The organism is Xanthomonas euvesicatoria pv. euvesicatoria, from assembly GCF_020880415.1.
GTDB classification, from domain to species: Bacteria; Pseudomonadota; Gammaproteobacteria; order Xanthomonadales; family Xanthomonadaceae; genus Xanthomonas; species Xanthomonas euvesicatoria.
The window spans coordinates 23,965-41,304 of the sequence record NZ_JAJIUJ010000034.1; the positions used below are offsets into that span (position 1 = coordinate 23,965).

Sequence of the window (17,340 nt, forward strand, 5' to 3'; positions counted from 1 at the left end):
TGCGCCGATCGATCAGGGGGAACATCGTGCGCATGTCGCTACCTACCGTCCGTGCAGGGCGGTTCCACTTCGCCGCGTGGCTGCTGCTGGCCGCGCTGTGCGTGAGCGGCTGCCAGCGCAACCAGACCGCGCCCGCACTGCCCGGCGCCAAGGCCGAGCCGGCCGCGGCGATGCAGGCGATGACCCTGCCGTTGCGGCGCAATGATCTGGTGGCGTATGCGCGTATCCGGGTGACGCCTGCGCAATACACCCAGCTGGAGGCGGCGTGGCGCAGCGGTGTCAGCCGTTGGCCGCTGACCGAACTGCCGCTGCCCAATGAAGTCGGCGCGCTGCTCGGGTCGTTGTCGGCGCCCGATGCCGAACGCCGCCTGCAGCAGGCCTTCGATGCGCAGCTGGCCGGCCAGGCCCAGGGCATCGCGCAGGCGGCGCAATCGCTGGGCCAGTTCGGCGTGCAATACCTGCGTAGCCGCAACGACTACCAGCCCGAGCAGCGCGCCCATTACGTGCAGTTGGTCGACGCCTTGAGCGCGTGGGCCGCCACTGCGCCGCTGGCCGATCGCCCCCGCGCCAAGGCCAGCATCGCCGACCTGGTGACCGCCGCCCGTGCCACCGGCATCACCTCCGATGCCGACCTGCAGCGGCTGGGCATGGAAGAAAGCCTGCGCCGGCTCGGGCCGTTCTGGGAAACCTGCAAGAAGGTGCTCGAGCGCTACGACCTGTCGATCGACGGCAGCCTGGACGCGCTGCGGACCGGCTTGATCAAGCAGGATGCCGACACCGCCCAGGTACGGCTGCGCTATCCGCTGGCCGCCCACGATATCGATCTGAACGTCGCGCTGATCAAGCGCGAGGGCCACTGGTACCAGCTGCAGACCCAGAACGAAGTGCAGGCGCTGCTCGATGCCCAGGCCGCGCCCTTACCCAGCGCCACTGCAGTGCCCGACACCGCAGCGGTCGCGCCGGCGAAGGCTGCCGACACCGGGCAACGCCCGGCTGGGCGATAATGACCGTGATGCCAGAACAGAATCCCCTGCCGTTCCCGGACGGCCAGCCCAGCCCGCCCAGCACTGCCGCAGCCGACACCGGCGCCACGACGGCGGCCTTGCCGCTCGCCGAGCCGGTGCCGCCGGCGGTTGCGCCATCGATCGCCCCCGGCGTTGCCGCTGCGCGCAGCGCCAAGCGCCCGTGGTGGGCGCGCCTGCTCGGCCGCCTGGCCGACCCCTGGCTGAGCCTGACCATCGAGCCGGACCAGCCCGGTCGCTACGACGACGGCCGCCCGGTGGTGTACGTGCTGGAAGACTACGGCATGTCCAATGCGCTGATTTTGGACAAGGCCTGTCGCGAAGTCGGCCTGCCGTCGCCGCTGGTGCCGTTGCCGGGCGACCCGCTGGAGCGCAAGCGGGCCTACCTGGCGCTCTCACGGCGCAGCAGCAGCAATTCGCTGATTCCCGAGCAGCGCGGCGGCAAGACCCACTCCGATTCGCTGGCCAAGTTGCTGCAGGCGCACCGCGTGCGCGCCGACCTGGACGTGCATCTGGTGCCGGTATCGATCTTCGTCGGCCGCGCGCCGGACAAGCAGAGCGGCTGGTTCGCCGTGCTGTTCTCAGAAAACTGGGCGCTGGTCGGCCGCTTCCGCCGCCTGCTGTCGGTCTTGCTCAACGGCCGCACCACCATCGTGCGCTTCGCCCCGCCGATTTCGTTGCGCCAGACCATGGCCGAGGGGCTGCCGCCCGAGCGCACCCTGCGCAAGTTGCAGCGCGTGTTGCGCACGCACTTCCGGCGCATCCGCGAAGCGGTGATCGGCCCGGACTTGTCTACCCGCCGTTTGCTGGTGGACCAGGTGCTGGCCGCCGAGTCGGTACGCGAAGCCATCGCCATCCAGGCCAAGCGCGACAATTCCAAGCCGGTCGATGCCTGGCGCAAGGCGCATGCCTATGCGTGGGAAATCGCCGCCGACTATTCCAGCCCGGTGGTGCGCTCGGCCAGCTTCCTGCTGACCCACGTGTGGAACCGCATCTACGCCGGCGTGCTGGTGCATCACCTGGACAAGCTCAAACAGGCCGCGCCCGGGCATGAAGTGGTGTACGTGCCCAGCCACCGCAGCCACATGGACTACCTGTTGCTGAGCTACCTGCTGTACGAACGCGGCATCGTGCCGCCGCACATCGTGGCCGGCATCAACCTCAACCTGCCGGTGGTCGGCACGCTGCTGCGCAAGGGCGGCGCGTTCTTCATCCGCCGCTCGATCAAGGGCAATGCGCTGTATTCGGCCGTGCTCAGCGAATACGTCGCCCAATTGGTGGCTGGCGGCTATTCCATCGAATATTTCGTCGAAGGCGGGCGCTCGCGCACCGGGCGTCTGCTGCAGCCCAAGGGCGGCATGATCGCGATGACGCTGCGCGCGTACCTGCGCCAGCCGCGCAAGCCGGTGCTGTTCCAGCCGGTGTACATCGGCTACGAAAAGTTGATGGAAGGCAACAGCTACCTGGACGAACTCACCGGCCGGCCGAAGGAAAAGGAATCCATCTGGGGCCTGCTGTGGTCCATCCCCAAGGTGCTCAAGCAGAACTACGGCCAGGTGGTGGTGAACTTCGGCGAGCCGATCGCGCTCAACGACGTGCTGGCCAGGCACGCGCCCGATTGGGACGGCCAGCCGCTGCCGGAAGACGAAAAACCCACCTGGCTGGCGCCCGCGGTGGACATGCTGTCTACGCAGATCCAGACCCGCATCAATTGCGCCGCCGACGTCAATCCGATCAACCTGCTGGCGCTGGCCCTGCTGTCCACGCCCAAGCACGCGATGGGCGAGGCCGACCTGATCGCGCAGATCGAGTTGTGCAAGAAGCTGCTGGCCGAGATGCCGTACTCGGACCGCGTCACCGTCACCCCGCATACGCCGGCGCGCATCATCACCCACGCCGAAGAGATCAACGTGCTCACGCGCGTGTCGCACCCGCTGGGCGATGTGCTCAGCGTCAGCGGCGATACCGCGGTGCTGCTGAGCTACTTCCGCAACAACGTGCTGCACCTGTTCACCGCTTCTTCGTGGGTGGCGTGCTGCTTCCAGAACAACCGCCGCATGAGCCGCGCCGGTCTGTTGCGCCTGGGCCGCACGGTGTATCCGTTCCTGCAGGCCGAGTTGTTCCTGCCGTGGAGCGAGGACCGCTTTGCCGAACGCATCGAACAGACCATCGACATGTTCGTGCGCGAAGGCCTGCTGCTCAACGTCACCGACGACGACGGCGGCATCCTGACCCGCAACACCGGGCAGACCGACGAAGTGTTCCGCCTGCGCGCGATCGGCCATTCGCTGCAGCAAGCGTTCGAGCGCTATTACATCGCCATTTCGGTGCTGGTGAAGAACGGCCCCGGCGTGCTCGGTGCCGGCGAACTGGAAAGCCTGTGCCAGCAGGCCGCGCAGCGTCTGAGCCTGCTGTACGCACCGGCCGCGCCGGAGTTCTTCGACAAGACCCTGTTCCGCGGCTTCATCCAGAAATTGCGCGAGTTGCGCCTGGTGTGGCCGGACGACAACAGCAAGCTGATGTTCGACGAGCGCCTGGATGCCTGGGCCAAGGACGCCAAGTTCATTCTCGGCCGCGAACTGCGCCATACCATCGAACGCGTCAGCCCGGCAGCGGCCAAGCCGGACGTGGCTGTGCCGCCGCAGTAAGAGCGACTGACAAGACGTAGCGAGCAGTCGTCAGGTGGGTGGACGGCGGGCACGAACCGGAGCGTACGCGTGGTACATGCCGATACCGGGCACCGGCCGCGCCCGCCTGGCGGCTGCACAGTCGTTTTGTTGGATGCTCCAGGCCGTTGGCGAATGCCTTCACGTCTTGCAGGGCGCGTCGGGTGCGTGGCGAGGTGGCGGTGGGCGAGGCGCCGGCCGCCTTTCACACAGCGGTTCCGTTCGCTTCATCGGGCGCTTGCAGCGTTCCCGTTAGCATCGCAGCACCTTTCACTGTGATCGGCTGCGCTGCATCACGGGCGCCGCCGACAGGAGACTTGCATGCGCGCAGCCATCCACACCCGGTTCGGCGACCCGGCCAAGGTGCTCGAACTTGGCGAGCGGCCCACACCGCAACCCGGCAAGGGCCAGGTCCGCATCGCGATGCGGCGTTCGCCCATCCACAACCATGACCTGTGGACGGTGCGCGGCAACTACGGCTACAAGCCCACGTTGCCGGCGATCGGCGGCAGCGAAGGGTCTGGAGTGATCGATGCGCTGGGCGAAGGCGTCCAGGACCTGCAGGTCGGCCAGCGCGTCGTCGCTGCCGGCGTGCACGAGAGCTGGGCCGACTACTTTCTGGCCGAGGCGACCGGCGTGGTCCCACTGCCCGATGCACTGGATGACGACCGTGGCTGCCAGCTCATCGCCATGCCGCTGAGCGCGTTGATGCTGATCGAGTTCCTGCATGTCCAGAAAGGCGACTGGATTGTGCAAAACACGGCCAACGGCGCGGTTGGCAAGACCGTCGCCATGCTCGCGGCGGCACGCGACATCAACGTGATCAATCTGGTGCGTCGCGATGCCGGCGTGGACGAACTCAAGGCACTGGGGATCGGGAATGCGGTGTCGACCGCGCAGGACGGTTGGCAAGACCGCGTGCGCGCGCTGGCCGGCGATGCACCGATCGTGCGCGCGATCGACTCGGTGGCCGGCAAGGCGGCAGGCGAGCTGATGGGGCTGCTTGCCGAGGGCGGCGAGTTGATCTCGTTCGGCTCGATGACCGGCGAACCGCTGGAGATTGCCAGCGGCGATGTGATCTTCAAGCAGGCCACCGTGCGCGGCTTCTGGGGCAGCAAGGTCATGGCCGCCACCAAGTCCGAGGACAAGCGCCGCATGATCGGCGAGCTGTTGAAGGCCGCGCTCGACGGCAACCTGGCGCTGCCGGTGGAAGCGGTGTTCGATCTGGAAGACGCGGCCAAGGCGGCAGCGGCCAGTGCCGAACCGGGGCGAGGTGGCAAGGTCCTGCTGCGCGCCGGTTGAGCGGGGCGCGCGCCGATCGAAACAGCGCCAGCGCGGGGACGGAGTGGCAGGTCGCCCGCGCTGGCTGGATGGCAGTGTCGCTTGCGCGGCTGGAACTCTCAGAGCGGCTCCTAGCGAGCACTGATCTTACGTGCGCCGCGCGGTCGTATGTGTCGTGTGGCCGATGTGTGTGTTGATCCGTTGCAGCCAGCGGTCGTTCGCAGTTAGCGCTGCGCAATCAGAGTAGAGCGACTTGGCCGTTGACAACGTTCAGCACTCGTACCCTCATCCGCCCCTTCGGGGCACCTTCTCCCGGTGGGAGAAGGGAGCTTATCGGCGCGATGGGTTTAGCCGGTTCGATGCAGGAGACGTGCAGTTCCGGCTGCGATGCAGTGAGCTTCTCCAGGTACGAGAAGGAATGTCTCGACGCGAAGCGCTAGAGCCTGCTTCGGCGAAATAAGGAAGCCGCGAACCAGCGCTTTACAGAGCGTCATCCCACCAGCACAGATCAAAGCCTTTCCTCACGTCGGGGCGAGAACGCATGGCTGGTGCGCCCCTGGCGCTCGTGCCTTCGGGTGCCCGCGTCGCAAGCACGGGCTCTGGTTGAGGGACCGTTTCTGCAGCTGACGCAAGCTACCGCCAACCAGCCATCACGCCGGCTCGTCGGGCACCAACTCCATCTCCAGCCGCGTGATGCAGTCCTTGATGTGCAGCTTGCGCTTCTTCAAGCGCTTCATCTGCAGCTCGTCGTCCAGGTTCGCGGGCACGCGCTGGATCTCCTCGTCCAACGCGCGGTGGGCGCGTCGCAACTCGGCGATCTGTTCGACGATCTCGGCGGTTGACAGGGTTTCCACCCCCCGAGCATACACAACCCCGGGCTGCGCGCGTCACCCACGCTTGCCAAGCGGCCCGGGGCTGCGACAATGCCCGCGCGCCGCGGGGAAACGGCGGCGCGCCCCGTCCATCATTGCCGCGCGGCTACGGCCGTCGAGAAAGGAGTCTTTCGATGCGTCTGCATCCTTCCCTGCTGGCCCTGGGCCTGTTCGCCGCCGCCAACCTGGCCAGCGCCGCCGATGTCGCCAAGTACGACGGCTTTCTGTGCTGCAACCTGCGCACCGACGGCAGCTGGATCAGCGACAGCAACTACGCCGAAGACGGCAAGCGCATGCTCCCGGTCGGCACCCCGGTCAGCGTCACCGGCTTCGGCCGCAACCGCGTCAACCTCAAGATCGCCGGCGAAAAGCAGTCCATCGGCAACGATTACAGCCGCGACCTGGACAACACCGCCTTTGCCGCCCGGTATGTCGTCACCACCGACCCCAAGCTCAAGCTCGCTACCTTCCCGCCCAAGATTCGCCAGGCGATCAACGATGGCAAGCTCACCGGCGGCATGACCCGCGAACAGGTGCTGATGGCGGTCGGCTACCCGATCAGCAGCGAAAACCCCAACCTGGACGCCTCGCTGTGGCGCTACTGGCGCGACAGCTTCTCCGAGTACCAGGTGCAGTTCGGCCCCAGCGGCAAGCTGGTCAAGGTGACCGCCGATCCGCAGGTGATGAATTTGATCTGGGTGCCGTGAGGCACTCAGCGGAGCAGCAGGCGCCGGCGTGAGCCGGCACCTGTCATCGCCCCACGGTTGCTGATCACTGATGTCGCGTGCGTGCGCGCTGGCGAATGCAAGGCATCGACGACACCGCGCGGGTTCATTGAACGTGCGACCCCGACGAGGGAAGACATGCACGATGGTGAATTGATTATCCCGCCCGACGCACTGGCCGATCCGGAGGCCTTCGAACTGCTGCGTCTATGGGCCGCGAATGAACAGCTGCACGTGAGCATCAATCGCGATCTGGGTGGCGGTGCAGAGGACTTCGGCGAACTGCTTGCGGATCTGTTCGAGCATGCTTCGCGGATGTACGCACAGCGCGATGGCATGCCGCTCGCGCAATGTCGCACGCTGATGCTGGATGACTTCTTGCGACGCGTTGCCGACCCGAGCGGTCGGCAAGAGGGAGCGCTGCCAGTCGAGCACTAGCGGCGCCGTGCAAGGCCCTTGTTGCGCGATCGCGCGTCCCGGGCAAGCCTCTATTGACTGCGATGACTCGGTTAGCAGTGCGCCGGGCACGGACGCATCGCCGTGCTGCCTTTTGGATACCATCGACGCTGGCTTTCTCGCCCAAGGGCAAAGATCCTGGCGTCACTGGCCTTCCCGACCAACACCTGATGAGAGCGTCCTGATGAGAGTGTCATGCAGCGAGATCTGATTCTGTATCCCAAAGACGATAACGGCGACACGCTCTGGCATATCGCACAGCAAGGTGTCGACCTTTCAAAGCCGCGGGAAATCGCTTTTTCGGTGGTCTTCCCCAGCAAGGAATCGGCGCTGGAGTTCTCGGTGAAGATGCTTCGCTTCGAGCAGAAAGTCCGCTGCTGTCATTACCCGGAAAATACGGCGTTTCCCATGGATGTGACGGTGTATCCGACCATGGTGCCGTCGTACAAGGCGATTTCGGCGTTCGAGGAAGACCTGGCAGCCGAGGCCAAGCCCTTGGACGGCTTGAACGATGGATGGGAATTCTTCGGGGACGCGAAGGACGCCTGAGCGCTCGGCCAGTTCGAGGACTGCACGGCGTGCAGATCCTCCTATCAGCGCTTTCGCATCAGCGCGCTGACTGCGGCACACGTCGCAGCTGCGTCACGTCGTAGCCCATCGCCGCGATACGCTCGACCGCTTGCTGATAGTCGGCATCGGAGACCTGCGGGGTGCGCGCCATGTACCAGACGTAGTCGCGCTTGCTGCGCGCCACGATGGTCTGCGTATAGGCTGCGTCCCGCCAGGCGATCACGTACTCGGCCTTGAACGGCCAGAAGAACTGCATGCGCCAGAGCGCGCCATTGCCTTCCTTCGCCACCTGGCCGATCGGATGCATCGATTTGAGCGGCGCCTGGAAGCTGCCCTTGCGAAAGGTGAAGGTGGTCTGGATGCGACCATCCGGTCGCAGCGCGTAGCTCTCCACCGCGTCGTAGGCGCTGCGCTCGGGCCGGGTCGGAATATGCGCAATCACATACCAGTCGCCCATGAAGCGCGGCACATCAACGGTGTCTGCGCGGGGCAGGGCAGCGCGTGAATCGCTTGCGCCAGCACTGCCGTGGACCGCGAGCGTGAGTAACAACAGCATCGAACTACGTCGCATGGCACTTCTACCTAAGAGGGCACGTCTCAGCAATACGTAGGTGCACTGCGTCTGGATGCGAGCCCATGCGATGTAGCTCCGGCCTGGGGGCAAGACTGGCCTTAGTGCGTGCGACACGTCGGTGCCGTTTGCCGAGTCATCTGCGTTCAAGAGCCAAATAAAGAGCCACTCAAACGCCGGAAACGCCCAATTTATGCCGTGAGTATTGTTCAACCCTCAGCCGCCGTGATGACGACAAGGTGCGCTGAAGCATCGAGCTGAAAGGACGTTTCTTCCACCGTCAGCTGCCCAGCGATCACTGACTCGAGGGATGTCGGCGGGCGGTTTCCCAACGGCACTCACCAAGGCGATACCGCGTCTTCCCCATACGGGTAAATCGTCGCGATCGTTCCATCTGCAGCATGTTCCAGCGGTGCCATCTTGATGCTGCGCAGATGCGTCTGGCCGCCCGAAAGCACGCTGTCGTGATAGAACAGATACCACTGCTCCTGGAACAAGCAGATGGAGTGATGCGTGGTCCAGCCGACCACCGGTGCGAGCAGCACGCCCTGGTAGTTGAACGGGCCGTAGGGTGAGTCGCTGGTGGCGTAGCAAATCTGGTGGGTGTCGCCGGTGGAATACGACAGGTAGTACCGACCTGCATGTTGGTGGACCCAGGGACCTTCGAAGAAGCGGCGGGCGTGGTCGTCTGCGCGCAGCGGGGCGCCGTGTTCGTCGAGGATGACGACTTCGCGGCTGGGTTCGGCCAGTTCGGTCATGTGCGCGTGCAGGCGCGCCACGCGCGGGCCAAGTGCGGGTGCCTCGCCCACCGGTTCCTGATGCGTCTGCGCGTAGACATTATCGCGGTAGTGCTGCAGCTGGCCGCCCCAGATGCCGCCGAAGTACAGGTAATGCGCGCCGTCGTCGGCGGCGAGTACGGCCGGGTCAATCGAGTAGGTTCCGGCGATGGGCTGCGGCTCGGCGACGAACGGGCCTTCGGGGCGATCGCCCACCGCCACGCCGATCTGGAATATGCCGTCGGCGCGTTTTGCGGGGAAGTACAGATAAGTCTTGCCGTTGCGTTGTGCCGCATCCGGTGCCCACATCTGCCGCTGCGCCCAGGGCACATCGCGCACATGCAGCACTTGCCCGAGGTCTTCCACCGCCGCACCTGGATGCGCCATGCGCAACACGTGGTAGTCGGCCATGTCGAAATGCGAGCCGTCGTCGCTGAAGGCCACGCCGGCATCGAGGTCGTGCGAGGGATAGATATACAGCGCACCGTCGAATACATGTGCGGACGGGTCGGCGGTGTAGAGGTGGGTGACCAGCGGTGCGGAAATGGCGGTGCGCGCCAGCGCCTGCAGATTAGCGGCTTGCAGTTCATCGGACATGCGCGTACCTGTGCATGAAGTGGGAGGGGAGGTCAGACAGTGGCGAACGGGGCGGCCTGTCGGCGCATGCCCAGTTCGTGCTCGATGCGGGTTTCCAGCGCCTTGTCGATTTCGTACAGCGCCAGCAATGCAGTGCCGAGCAGGAACGGAAGCGAGGCGTACACGCTGATGGACAGGCGGATGCCGTTGGTGACGGCCGCGCCTTGCTGCGGCAGTGCTGCGTCATAGCCATAAAACGCCAGGATGCCGGCGACCAGTGCGCCGCCTACGCTCAGTCCGATCTTCAAGCCGCACAACATCGCCGAGAAGATGATGGCGGTGGCGCGGCGGTGGTTCTTCCACTCCGAGTAATCGGCCACATCGGCGATCATGGCCCACAGCAACGGGATGGTGATGCCGTAGAAATACCCGTGCAGGACGTAGGAAGCGAACACCCAGCCGATCGCATTCGGTGGGTACAGATAGAACGCCAGCAGGAACAGCGTGGAGATCAGCAGCGCGCCGCCGAAGACATTGCGCTTGCCAAAGCGGTCGGCCAGGCGTTTGGAAAAACCGATGCCTACGATCATCGCCAGGATGCCGCCGGCGCTGAACACGCTAAATGCGGAAGTCGGTGCGTCCTGTGGCCACTGCAACGCGCTCATGCCGGCGCCAGTCAGGACGCTGTTGATGCCGGCGATGAAGCGGTTGAACCCGGCGTGGTCGAGAAACTGCGTCAACGCATTCGCGTCGAGGTAGTACTTGAAGTAGTAGATGTACATCCCGCCCTTCATCGCCAGATTGATGAAGACCAGGATGGTGAGCGCCAGCATCACCAGCCAGGGCTTGTTGCGGACCAGATCGGTCAGGTCCTGGCGCACGCTGTTGCGTTGTTCGCTGATCGGCAGCACCCGCTCGCGCGTGGTGAAGAAGGTGATCAGAAAGCACAGCGTGCCGATCGCCGCGAACAGCGCCATGGTGTTGCGAAAGCCCTGCGCCTTGTCGCCATTGCCCAGAATCAAGACCAACGGCAGCAACAGCACCTGGATGATGAACTGCGCAAAGGTCACCGCCAGAAAGCGATACGCCGACAAGCTGTTGCGCTGCTCCATGCTGCCAGTGAGCACGCCGCTCAAGGCCGAGTACGGCAGGTTGTTGGCGACGTACACCAGCATCAGCAAGGTGTAGGTGGCAAAGGCGTAGGCGATCTTGCCCTGCTCGCCGAGCGTGGGCGTATTGAAGGCGGCCAGCGACAACGCCCCGAAAGGCAGTGCGGTCCACAGAATCCACGGGCGGAACTTGCCCCAGCGGGTGCGCGTGCGATCGGCCAAAATACCGATGACCGGCGTAAACACGAACGCGCCCAACATGCCGACCACAAAGATCAGCGTCGCTGCCACGCTGGCAGGTATGCGGAACACATCGGTGTAGAAGAACGCCAGGAAAGTGACCAGTGTCTGGAAGATCAGATTGGCGGCCAGGTCGCCCAGGCTGTAGCCGATCTTTTCGCGCAAGGAGAGCTGCTGTGACCGATCGTTCATGAGGTGGGGCGGACTCGAAGAATGCTGCGGAAAACGCCGCGGCGCGCATTGCGCCATCGGTCGCCGCTGGGAGGAACGGCGACCGATGACGACAACACTCAAAAGGTACCGCGGATGCCGAGCATGACGGTGCGCCCGGGCTCATACAGGTCGTAGGTGGCGTTGGGCCAAGCGAAGGTCGTGCGCAACGGCTCGTTGGTGATATTGGTGACGTTGAGCGTGATCTGCGGCTTGGACGGCAGCCAATCCAGTGCGTAGCTCGCCGACATATCGAGCTGGCCGCGCGCGTCGGCGTTGAGGCGCGCATACGGAATGCCGTTCTGGTTTGCGCCGGAGATCACCATGTCGTCGTTCCAGGTGTAGGACAGGCGGATCGAGGCTGCGTCCTTTTCCCAGTAGACGGTGCCGTTCCAGAGGTTGGGTGCGACACCGACGGCCACCGCCGGCACGCCTTCGCCTTCGGACTGCTGGTTGACGTGGGTGTAGTTGAGGCTGAAGCCCAGGCCGTCGAACAGCTTGTCCAGCGGCTGCACCCAGATGGCCTCGGTGCCGCGGATATTGAGCACACCATCGGCATTGACCTGCGTCTGCACATCCACGGTGGCCGCATTGGGGCCGCCGCGCTGGGCCAGGCCGGCCTGCTGGATCGGCAATAGCGTGTCGTAGTTCACGCCCAGGTCGTTGAACGGAATGCGGCGGATGCCGTTGACGGTGAAGCCGGTGATGCGCTTGTTGAACAGGGTCAGGCCCACATAGCCTTCGCCGCCGGTGTACCACTCGCCGCCGAAATCCACATTGGTCGACAGATACGGCTTGAGGTTCGGATTGCCCTGCGTGGCGGTCTGCGCGGAAGGGTCGCTGAAGTTGGTGTTGGGCAGCATCGCGCTGGGATCGGGGCGGGTCAGCGTGCGCGAGCTGGACAGGCGCATGACCACCTTGTCGGCCACGTCCCATGCCACGTTGAACGAGGGCAGGGTTTCCTTGTAATCCGAATCCAGCACCTGCACGCTGCGGACGCCATTGATGGTGACCGGGCCGGTAATGGTCTGGTCGGTGGTCACATAGCGCACGCCGGCGTTGAAGCGCATGGTGCGGTTCCAGACATCGGCTTCCGCATTGGTCTCGATGTAGAAGCCCAGATTTTTTTCGCGGATGCCGCCGGTCGAAGCGCCGGTGTTGGCCGAGTTGCTCTCCGGTGCGGCATCGCGCAGCGCGTAGTAGTTGGTGTCGGCCAGGAAGCGGGAGAAGTCGGCCGTGATGAAACCGCCTGGGCCGGGTTTCAGATAGCTGGCCAGGGCCGCGTTCGGGATTGCCGAGCCGGCGCCGCCGTTGCACACGTTGCCGCCATTGCCGCGGCATACCACCTGTTCCCAGGCAGTGCTGTTGTCGAAGCCACGGATGGTGCGCTCGGCCATGTCGTAGGACGCGCCGATCTTGACGTTGCGCTTGTCCTCGCCGAACTGCAGATCAGCGCGCGCGCCGCGCGTTTCGGTCTGGCGCTTTTCGTTCTGGATATTGACCCGGCCACCCGTCCAGCCCCAGCCCAGGTTGGGGTCGTTGAGATCGAGCGGGCTGGTGATGCTGGGGCGGTCGCCGCCTTCGTTGCGGTAGTCCACGGTGGTGAACGGCGAGGTGACCAGGATGCTGGGCGATTCGCGCGCGAGCCAGCTACGGGTGGCATTGGCCTGCACATTGAGCTTGATGTCCTGCTCGGCGCCAAACAGCAGTTCCGCACCGGGATTGACGCTCCAGAACTTGACGTTTTCGTGGTACGGGCGCGCTTCCAAAAAGTACTGCGCGTTGGCGAAGGTGGCGCTGGTCACCACGTTGTTCTGATCCAGCTGCATGCCGAGCGGAATCATGTTGCCGTTGCGGCCGATCAGATTCATGCTGATCCGCTCGGTGGTGCGCTCGGCTTCGGAGTACAGCGTGTCCAGGTAAAAATGCATGCTGTCGGAAGGGCGCCATTCCAGCGACATCACCGATGCATCGCGGTCGCGATCGCCACTCATGTAGACGCTGCGGCCCAGACGCGGGATCAGCGCGTCGCTGATCTGGTCGATGCTCAGGCCCGGGTTGCGCGCCAGCAGCCAGGCGGCGTCGATGGTCTCGCCGGTGGTGAGGCCGCTGCCGGCAGTGGCGGGCACAGTGTCTGGAATGCGCCAGTTGCCGCCGCCATTGACGTTGCACGCCGCCGGTTGGTTGGTGGCTGGCGTTCCTGCCGGCGGCGCGAGACCGCACTGGGTGTAGGTGAGGCCGGGGTTGGTCCAGCCCACGCTCTCGAAACCGCGCACGCCGAGTTTGCTGCGGACCGACGCCACACCGAACAGTGCACCGAAGGTGCCTGCTTCATTGGTCCAGCTGCCCATGAAAGCGCCGCGTGGGGTAGTTTTTTCGCTGGTGCTGTTCCAGTCGGCCTGCGCCTGATAGGTGAAGTGCACGCCGGGGCGGTCGAACGGGCGCGCGCTGCGCATGTCCACCACACCGGAAACGCCGCCTTCGAGCATGCTCGCGGTGGGTGTCTTGCTCACCGTGAGCTGGGTGAAGAATTCGGTGGGGAACAGATTCAGATCGACTTCGCGGTTCTGGTTCTGCGCATTCAGGCCGATCGAGGCGGTAGCGATGCTGGCGCCGTTGAGCGTGGTCTTGGTGAAGCTGGTGCCCAGGCCGCGGATGGCGATATTGAGACCTTCGCCATTGACGTCGCGCGCCAGCTGCACGCCGGGAATGCGGTTGAGCGACTCGGCGATATTCATGTCCGGAAACTTGCCGATGTCTTCGGCAAACACCGTGTCGGCAAAGCCGACCGAATCGCGCTTGGCGTCGGTGGAGAACTGGATGCTGCGTCGGTAGCCGGACACGGTGACGGTATCCAGCTGGGTCACCGCATCGTTATTGCCGGCAGTGGCTGGCGGGGTTTGCGCCGTGCTCTGGGCATCGGCGGACTGTGCCCAGGCGGCGGTGCTGGACATGCCCAGCAGGATGGATCCCAACGCGCAGGACAACGCGGTTCGTGCGTAGCTGTTCTTCACCGTAATCCCTTCCCTAACAGGTAGCAGATGTCCCACGCATCGCCCCTGCGCAGGGAGTGCCGCTGCCGTTGCGCGGCGCGACGATGGTGCGATGGGGGAGACGGACGATCAGTGCATTTGATGTTAGCGCTAACAAATTCGGAACATCACGCTGCAGGGCAGCATAGATGCGTGCACGCGCCGGCAGGTCGCCGGCCAACCCACGCCGTCGCGCCGGACGCGCTTGCGTACGGAGGCGCAGTGCTGCACTGCGCGATGGATTTATCGCGATGCCGTGGTAATGGTAGCGCTATCATCCGTGGCACAAGGCCACCTTCGTGCAGGTGCAGTGGTCGATGAATCGAACCGAAGAACACGGCAGCGACGGACCCGATCGGCACCTGATGGGTGCACGCTTGCAGGACATCGGCCAATCCGCGCAGGAAGCCGGCGCGCTGGCGCGCCCGCATAGGCCACGCGCATGAGCGAGGTGCCCGCCGCGGCCCCGGGGGCCGCAACGGCAAGGCTCGGCCGGGTGCGTTGGCGGGTCTGCGCCCTGCTGCTAGCCGCCACCACCATCAACTATGTGGACCGCCAGGTACTGGGCGTGCTGGCGCCGTTCCTGCAGACGCAGATCGGTTGGAACGAAATCCAGTACGGCTATATCGTCACCGCATTCCAGGCGGCGTATGCGCTGGGCTTGCTGTGCAGCGGTGCGGTGATCGACCGCTTCGGCACTCGGCTCGGCTATGCGCTGGCGATCGGCCTGTGGAGCCTGGCGGCGATGGGGCATGCCTTGGCCACCAGCGTGGTGGGGTTTGCGATTGCGCGGTTTTTCCTGGGCCTTGGCGAATCGGGCAATTTTCCTGCAGCGCTCAAGACGGTGGCCGAATGGTTCCCGCGCCGTGAGCGCGCGCTGGCCACCGGCATCTTCAATTCCGGCTCCAATATCGGGGCCATTGTTGCCCCATTGTTGGTGCCGTTGATTGCCACCGCCTGGGGCTGGCAGGCGGCATTCCTGTTCACCGGCGTGCTCAGTGCAACCTGGTTGGCGGTGTGGTGGTTCAGCTATCACCCGCCCGAGCAACAACCCCGGTTGTCTGCTGCAGAACTGGCGCACATCCGCAGCGATGCGCATGAGCCGGTGCAGCGCCGGCTGTCGTGGCTACAGGTGCTTCGGCATCGGCAAGCCTGGGCGTTTGTGCTGGGCAAGTTCATCACCGACCCGATCTGGTGGTTCTTCCTGTTCTGGCTGCCGAAGTTCCTGCACGCCGAATATGGCCTGAGTCTGCTGCAATTGGGCGTGCCCTTGATCGTGATCTTCGTGCTGGCCGACATCGGCAGCATTGCCGGTGGTTGGGTGGCCGGGCGTTTCATCGCACGTGGCTGGAGCGTCAACCGCGCACGCAAGACCGCGATGCTGATCTGCGCGATTTCCGTCGTGCCCATCGTCTTTGCCGCACGCGCCGACAACCTGTGGCTGGCGGTCGCGCTGATCGGGCTGGCCACCGCCGCCCATCAGGGCTGGTCGGCGAATCTGTTTACGCTGCCTTCGGACATGTTTCCGCGCCACGCGGTTGCCACGGTGGTGGGCATCGGCGGTTTTGCCGGTGCGGTGGGCGGCATGCTGATCGCCACCTTCATCGGCTTTCTGTTGCAAGCCACCGGCAGCTATGTGCCGGTGTTTCTGATGGCAGGCTCTGCCTATCTGCTGGCCTTGGCCGTCGTGCACACGCTGGTGCCGCGGCTGGAGCCGGCGCAGTTGCCTGCCGATCCAGCGCCGACATCGTCCTGAGGTGAGCCTATGCACAAGCGCGCAGTAGCACTGGGGTTATTGATGGTGGCCGGCATGGCCGCGCCAACCCACGCGGCACCGCTGGCAGCGGCGGCGTCCAAATTCCTTGGAAGTGCGTACGGCGCGCAGCAGGCGCCGGGGTTTGCGCAGTACTGGAACAAGCTCACCCCGGAAAACGGCGGCAAATGGGGCAGTGTGGAGGCGGTGCGCGACCAGATGGACTGGAGCACGCTGGATGCGGCATACCGGTTTGCCCAGGCCAATCAGATGCCATTCCAGATGCATGTCATGGTGTGGGGCAACCAGCAGCCGGAATGGATCAAGACCTTGCGGCCGGCCGAGCAGCGCCGCGAGATCGAGCAATGGTTTGCCGCCGTTGCGCAGCGCTACCCGGAGATCGCGCTGCTGGAGGTGGTGAACGAGCCACTCAACGACCCGCCCAGCAAGGCCGATACCGGCGGCGGCAATTATCTGCAGGCGCTGGGGGGTAACGGCGATAGCGGCTGGGAATGGGTGCTGCAATCGTTTCGGCTTGCGCGCCAGCATTTTCCCAACACCAAGTTGATGATCAACGACTACAGCATCACCAATAGCGCGCAGGCCACGCAGAAGTATTTGCAGATCGTGCGGCTGCTGCAGCGTGAGAACCTGGTCGATGCGATCGGGGTGCAGGAGCATGCCTTCGAGACCACGCCGGAGGTGGCGATGTCGGTACATCGCGACAATCTGGATGCGTTGGCCGCCACCGGCCTACCGATCTATATCACCGAGTTCGATCTGGACGGGCCGACCGATGCGCAGCAACTGGCCGACTATAAGCGTGTGTTTCCGGTGTTCTGGGAACACCCGGCAGTGCATGGCCTCACCCTGTGGGGCTTTCGGCCCGGCTTGTGGCGCGACAAGGAAGCTGCCTACCTGATCCGCGCCGACCGCACCGAACGTCCGGCGCTGGCGTGGCTGCGCGACTACGTTGCAGCCCATCCCGGTGCACCTGCGCCATGACAATTATTGATGCGCGCCGCGCTCACAGACCTTTGTCTGGTGTCCTGACCTTATGCCGATGCGCGCACGTCATCGTGTTGGCTGCATGCGCCGTGTGGCAAATAGCCGCGCTGACCGCGCTGACCGCGCTGACCGCGCTGACCACTGCCGCACACCAAGGCGGGTCGGCATGTCCTTTTACGCTGCTTGCTGACCTGCTTGCTTGTCCTGCAGTCGCAAGAATGGACAGCCTCGGCGCCATCCTGATCACACCGCTCATTGGTTTCGTTTTGCAGGCCATCGGCGGCTACATTTCGAAATTTTTTTACGGTGGGTGCGGCCTACATTCTGGCGCTGGCGGTGGTGCACCGCCTGGTGTCACGACGCAGCCGGCGCGAGTGGAGCAACCGGCCTAGACGCGGTTCCAGGTGTCTGCGCACTTGGCGTCGATCCGACGCACGTCAGCGCACCTGCTCCTTTCCGTAGCTGCCTTGCTC

Annotated in this window: 15 protein-coding genes and 1 other RNA gene; 10 read left to right on the plus strand and 6 right to left on the minus strand. The window is 64.7% G+C overall.

Annotation, left to right across the window (positions count from 1 at the left end; all coding sequences use genetic code 11):
• The first annotated feature begins 32 nt into the window (after nt 1-32).
• On the plus strand, nt 33-1,004 hold the full coding sequence (locus LN450_RS04985) for a hypothetical protein (protein ID WP_011349119.1): 972 nt from the start codon (nt 33-35) through the stop codon (nt 1,002-1,004).
• Complete coding sequence (gene plsB, locus LN450_RS04990) at nt 1,004-3,670, plus strand: glycerol-3-phosphate 1-O-acyltransferase PlsB (protein ID WP_011349118.1); 2,667 nt, start codon at nt 1,004-1,006, stop codon at nt 3,668-3,670. Before LN450_RS04985 ends, plsB begins: the two co-directional genes overlap by 1 nt.
• A gap of 4 nt (nt 3,671-3,674) precedes the next feature.
• Here the strand turns inward: plsB and LN450_RS04995 are convergent.
• Nucleotides 3,675-3,748, minus strand: a non-coding RNA gene (locus tag LN450_RS04995) — sX9 sRNA.
• A 261-nt stretch (nt 3,749-4,009) separates the two neighbouring features.
• Here LN450_RS04995 and LN450_RS05000 point away from each other — a divergent pair.
• Nucleotides 4,010-4,990: a zinc-binding dehydrogenase gene (locus LN450_RS05000; protein ID WP_011349117.1), complete on the plus strand. Its 981-nt coding sequence runs from the start codon at nt 4,010-4,012 to the stop codon at nt 4,988-4,990.
• A 629-nt stretch (nt 4,991-5,619) separates the two neighbouring features.
• Here the strand turns inward: LN450_RS05000 and LN450_RS05005 are convergent.
• The gene (locus LN450_RS05005) at nt 5,620-5,823 is read right to left on the minus strand and encodes a YdcH family protein (protein ID WP_008573820.1); all 204 of its coding nucleotides are present in this window, start codon (nt 5,821-5,823) and stop codon (nt 5,620-5,622) included.
• Nucleotides 5,824-5,975: 152 nt separating this feature from the next.
• Between LN450_RS05005 and LN450_RS05010 the strand changes: the two genes are divergently transcribed.
• From LN450_RS05010 to LN450_RS05020, 3 genes are all read left to right on the plus strand, one after another.
• A complete protein-coding gene (locus LN450_RS05010) occupies nt 5,976-6,548 on the plus strand; it encodes a hypothetical protein (RefSeq protein WP_008573822.1) in 573 nt (190 codons plus the stop codon).
• 57 nt (nt 6,549-6,605) lie between these two features.
• Nucleotides 6,606-7,004 (plus strand): DUF5076 domain-containing protein, encoded by a 399-nt coding sequence (locus tag LN450_RS05015; RefSeq protein WP_011349115.1) that lies wholly within the window; start codon nt 6,606-6,608, stop codon nt 7,002-7,004.
• A gap of 213 nt (nt 7,005-7,217) precedes the next feature.
• Nucleotides 7,218-7,571, plus strand: coding sequence for a ribonuclease E inhibitor RraB (locus LN450_RS05020; protein ID WP_011349114.1), 354 nt, complete (start codon nt 7,218-7,220; stop codon nt 7,569-7,571).
• Between the two features lie 58 nt (nt 7,572-7,629).
• Here LN450_RS05020 and LN450_RS05025 read toward each other — a convergent pair whose 3' ends face one another.
• From LN450_RS05025 to LN450_RS05040, 4 genes are all read right to left on the minus strand, one after another.
• Nucleotides 7,630-8,163, minus strand: coding sequence for a lipocalin family protein (locus tag LN450_RS05025; RefSeq protein ID WP_011349113.1), 534 nt, complete (start codon nt 8,161-8,163; stop codon nt 7,630-7,632).
• Between the two features lie 338 nt (nt 8,164-8,501).
• On the minus strand, nt 8,502-9,536 hold the full coding sequence (locus LN450_RS05030) for a glycoside hydrolase family 43 protein (protein WP_008573829.1): 1,035 nt from the start codon (nt 9,534-9,536) through the stop codon (nt 8,502-8,504).
• A 32-nt stretch (nt 9,537-9,568) separates the two neighbouring features.
• A complete protein-coding gene (locus tag LN450_RS05035; protein WP_008573831.1) occupies nt 9,569-11,056 on the minus strand; it encodes an MFS transporter in 1,488 nt (495 codons plus the stop codon).
• Nucleotides 11,057-11,154: 98 nt separating this feature from the next.
• Nucleotides 11,155-14,088: a TonB-dependent receptor gene (locus LN450_RS05040; protein WP_011349111.1), complete on the minus strand. Its 2,934-nt coding sequence runs from the start codon at nt 14,086-14,088 to the stop codon at nt 11,155-11,157.
• A 335-nt stretch (nt 14,089-14,423) separates the two neighbouring features.
• Here LN450_RS05040 and LN450_RS23170 point away from each other — a divergent pair, with 335 nt between their 5' ends.
• From LN450_RS23170 to LN450_RS05055, 4 genes are read left to right on the plus strand one after another with little or no spacing between them, the layout of a single operon-like run.
• Nucleotides 14,424-14,552 carry a hypothetical protein gene (locus LN450_RS23170; protein WP_256127428.1) on the plus strand — a complete coding sequence of 43 codons (129 nt, stop codon included), beginning with the start codon at nt 14,424-14,426 and terminating at the stop codon, nt 14,550-14,552.
• Nucleotides 14,549-15,862, plus strand: a complete 1,314-nt coding sequence (locus LN450_RS05045; RefSeq protein WP_011349110.1) for an MFS transporter — start codon at nt 14,549-14,551, stop codon at nt 15,860-15,862. The genes LN450_RS23170 and LN450_RS05045 overlap by 4 nt, the downstream gene beginning before the upstream one ends.
• 9 nt (nt 15,863-15,871) lie before the next feature.
• A complete protein-coding gene (locus LN450_RS05050) occupies nt 15,872-16,864 on the plus strand; it encodes an endo-1,4-beta-xylanase (protein WP_011349109.1) in 993 nt (330 codons plus the stop codon).
• Nucleotides 16,861-17,259 carry a hypothetical protein gene (locus LN450_RS05055; protein ID WP_011349108.1) on the plus strand — a complete coding sequence of 133 codons (399 nt, stop codon included), beginning with the start codon at nt 16,861-16,863 and terminating at the stop codon, nt 17,257-17,259. The genes LN450_RS05050 and LN450_RS05055 overlap by 4 nt, the downstream gene beginning before the upstream one ends.
• Nucleotides 17,260-17,340: the final 81 nt, after the last annotated feature.

Coding starts and splice junctions, on each gene's coding strand:
- LN450_RS05035 (WP_008573831.1), bottom strand. CDS start 11,056: ATGAACGATCGGTCACAGCAGCTCTCCTTGCGCGAAAAGATCGGCTAC.
- LN450_RS05030 (WP_008573829.1), bottom strand. CDS start 9,536: ATGTCCGATGAACTGCAAGCCGCTAATCTGCAGGCGCTGGCGCGCACC.
- LN450_RS23170 (WP_256127428.1), top strand. CDS start 14,424: ATGAATCGAACCGAAGAACACGGCAGCGACGGACCCGATCGGCACCTG.
- LN450_RS05050 (WP_011349109.1), top strand. CDS start 15,872: ATGCACAAGCGCGCAGTAGCACTGGGGTTATTGATGGTGGCCGGCATG.
- LN450_RS04985 (WP_011349119.1), top strand. CDS start 33: ATGTCGCTACCTACCGTCCGTGCAGGGCGGTTCCACTTCGCCGCGTGG.
- LN450_RS05000 (WP_011349117.1), top strand. CDS start 4,010: ATGCGCGCAGCCATCCACACCCGGTTCGGCGACCCGGCCAAGGTGCTC.
- LN450_RS05045 (WP_011349110.1), top strand. CDS start 14,549: ATGAGCGAGGTGCCCGCCGCGGCCCCGGGGGCCGCAACGGCAAGGCTC.
- LN450_RS05055 (WP_011349108.1), top strand. CDS start 16,861: ATGACAATTATTGATGCGCGCCGCGCTCACAGACCTTTGTCTGGTGTC.
- LN450_RS05020 (WP_011349114.1), top strand. CDS start 7,218: ATGCAGCGAGATCTGATTCTGTATCCCAAAGACGATAACGGCGACACG.
- plsB (WP_011349118.1), top strand. CDS start 1,004: ATGACCGTGATGCCAGAACAGAATCCCCTGCCGTTCCCGGACGGCCAG.
- LN450_RS05010 (WP_008573822.1), top strand. CDS start 5,976: ATGCGTCTGCATCCTTCCCTGCTGGCCCTGGGCCTGTTCGCCGCCGCC.
- LN450_RS05025 (WP_011349113.1), bottom strand. CDS start 8,163: ATGCGACGTAGTTCGATGCTGTTGTTACTCACGCTCGCGGTCCACGGC.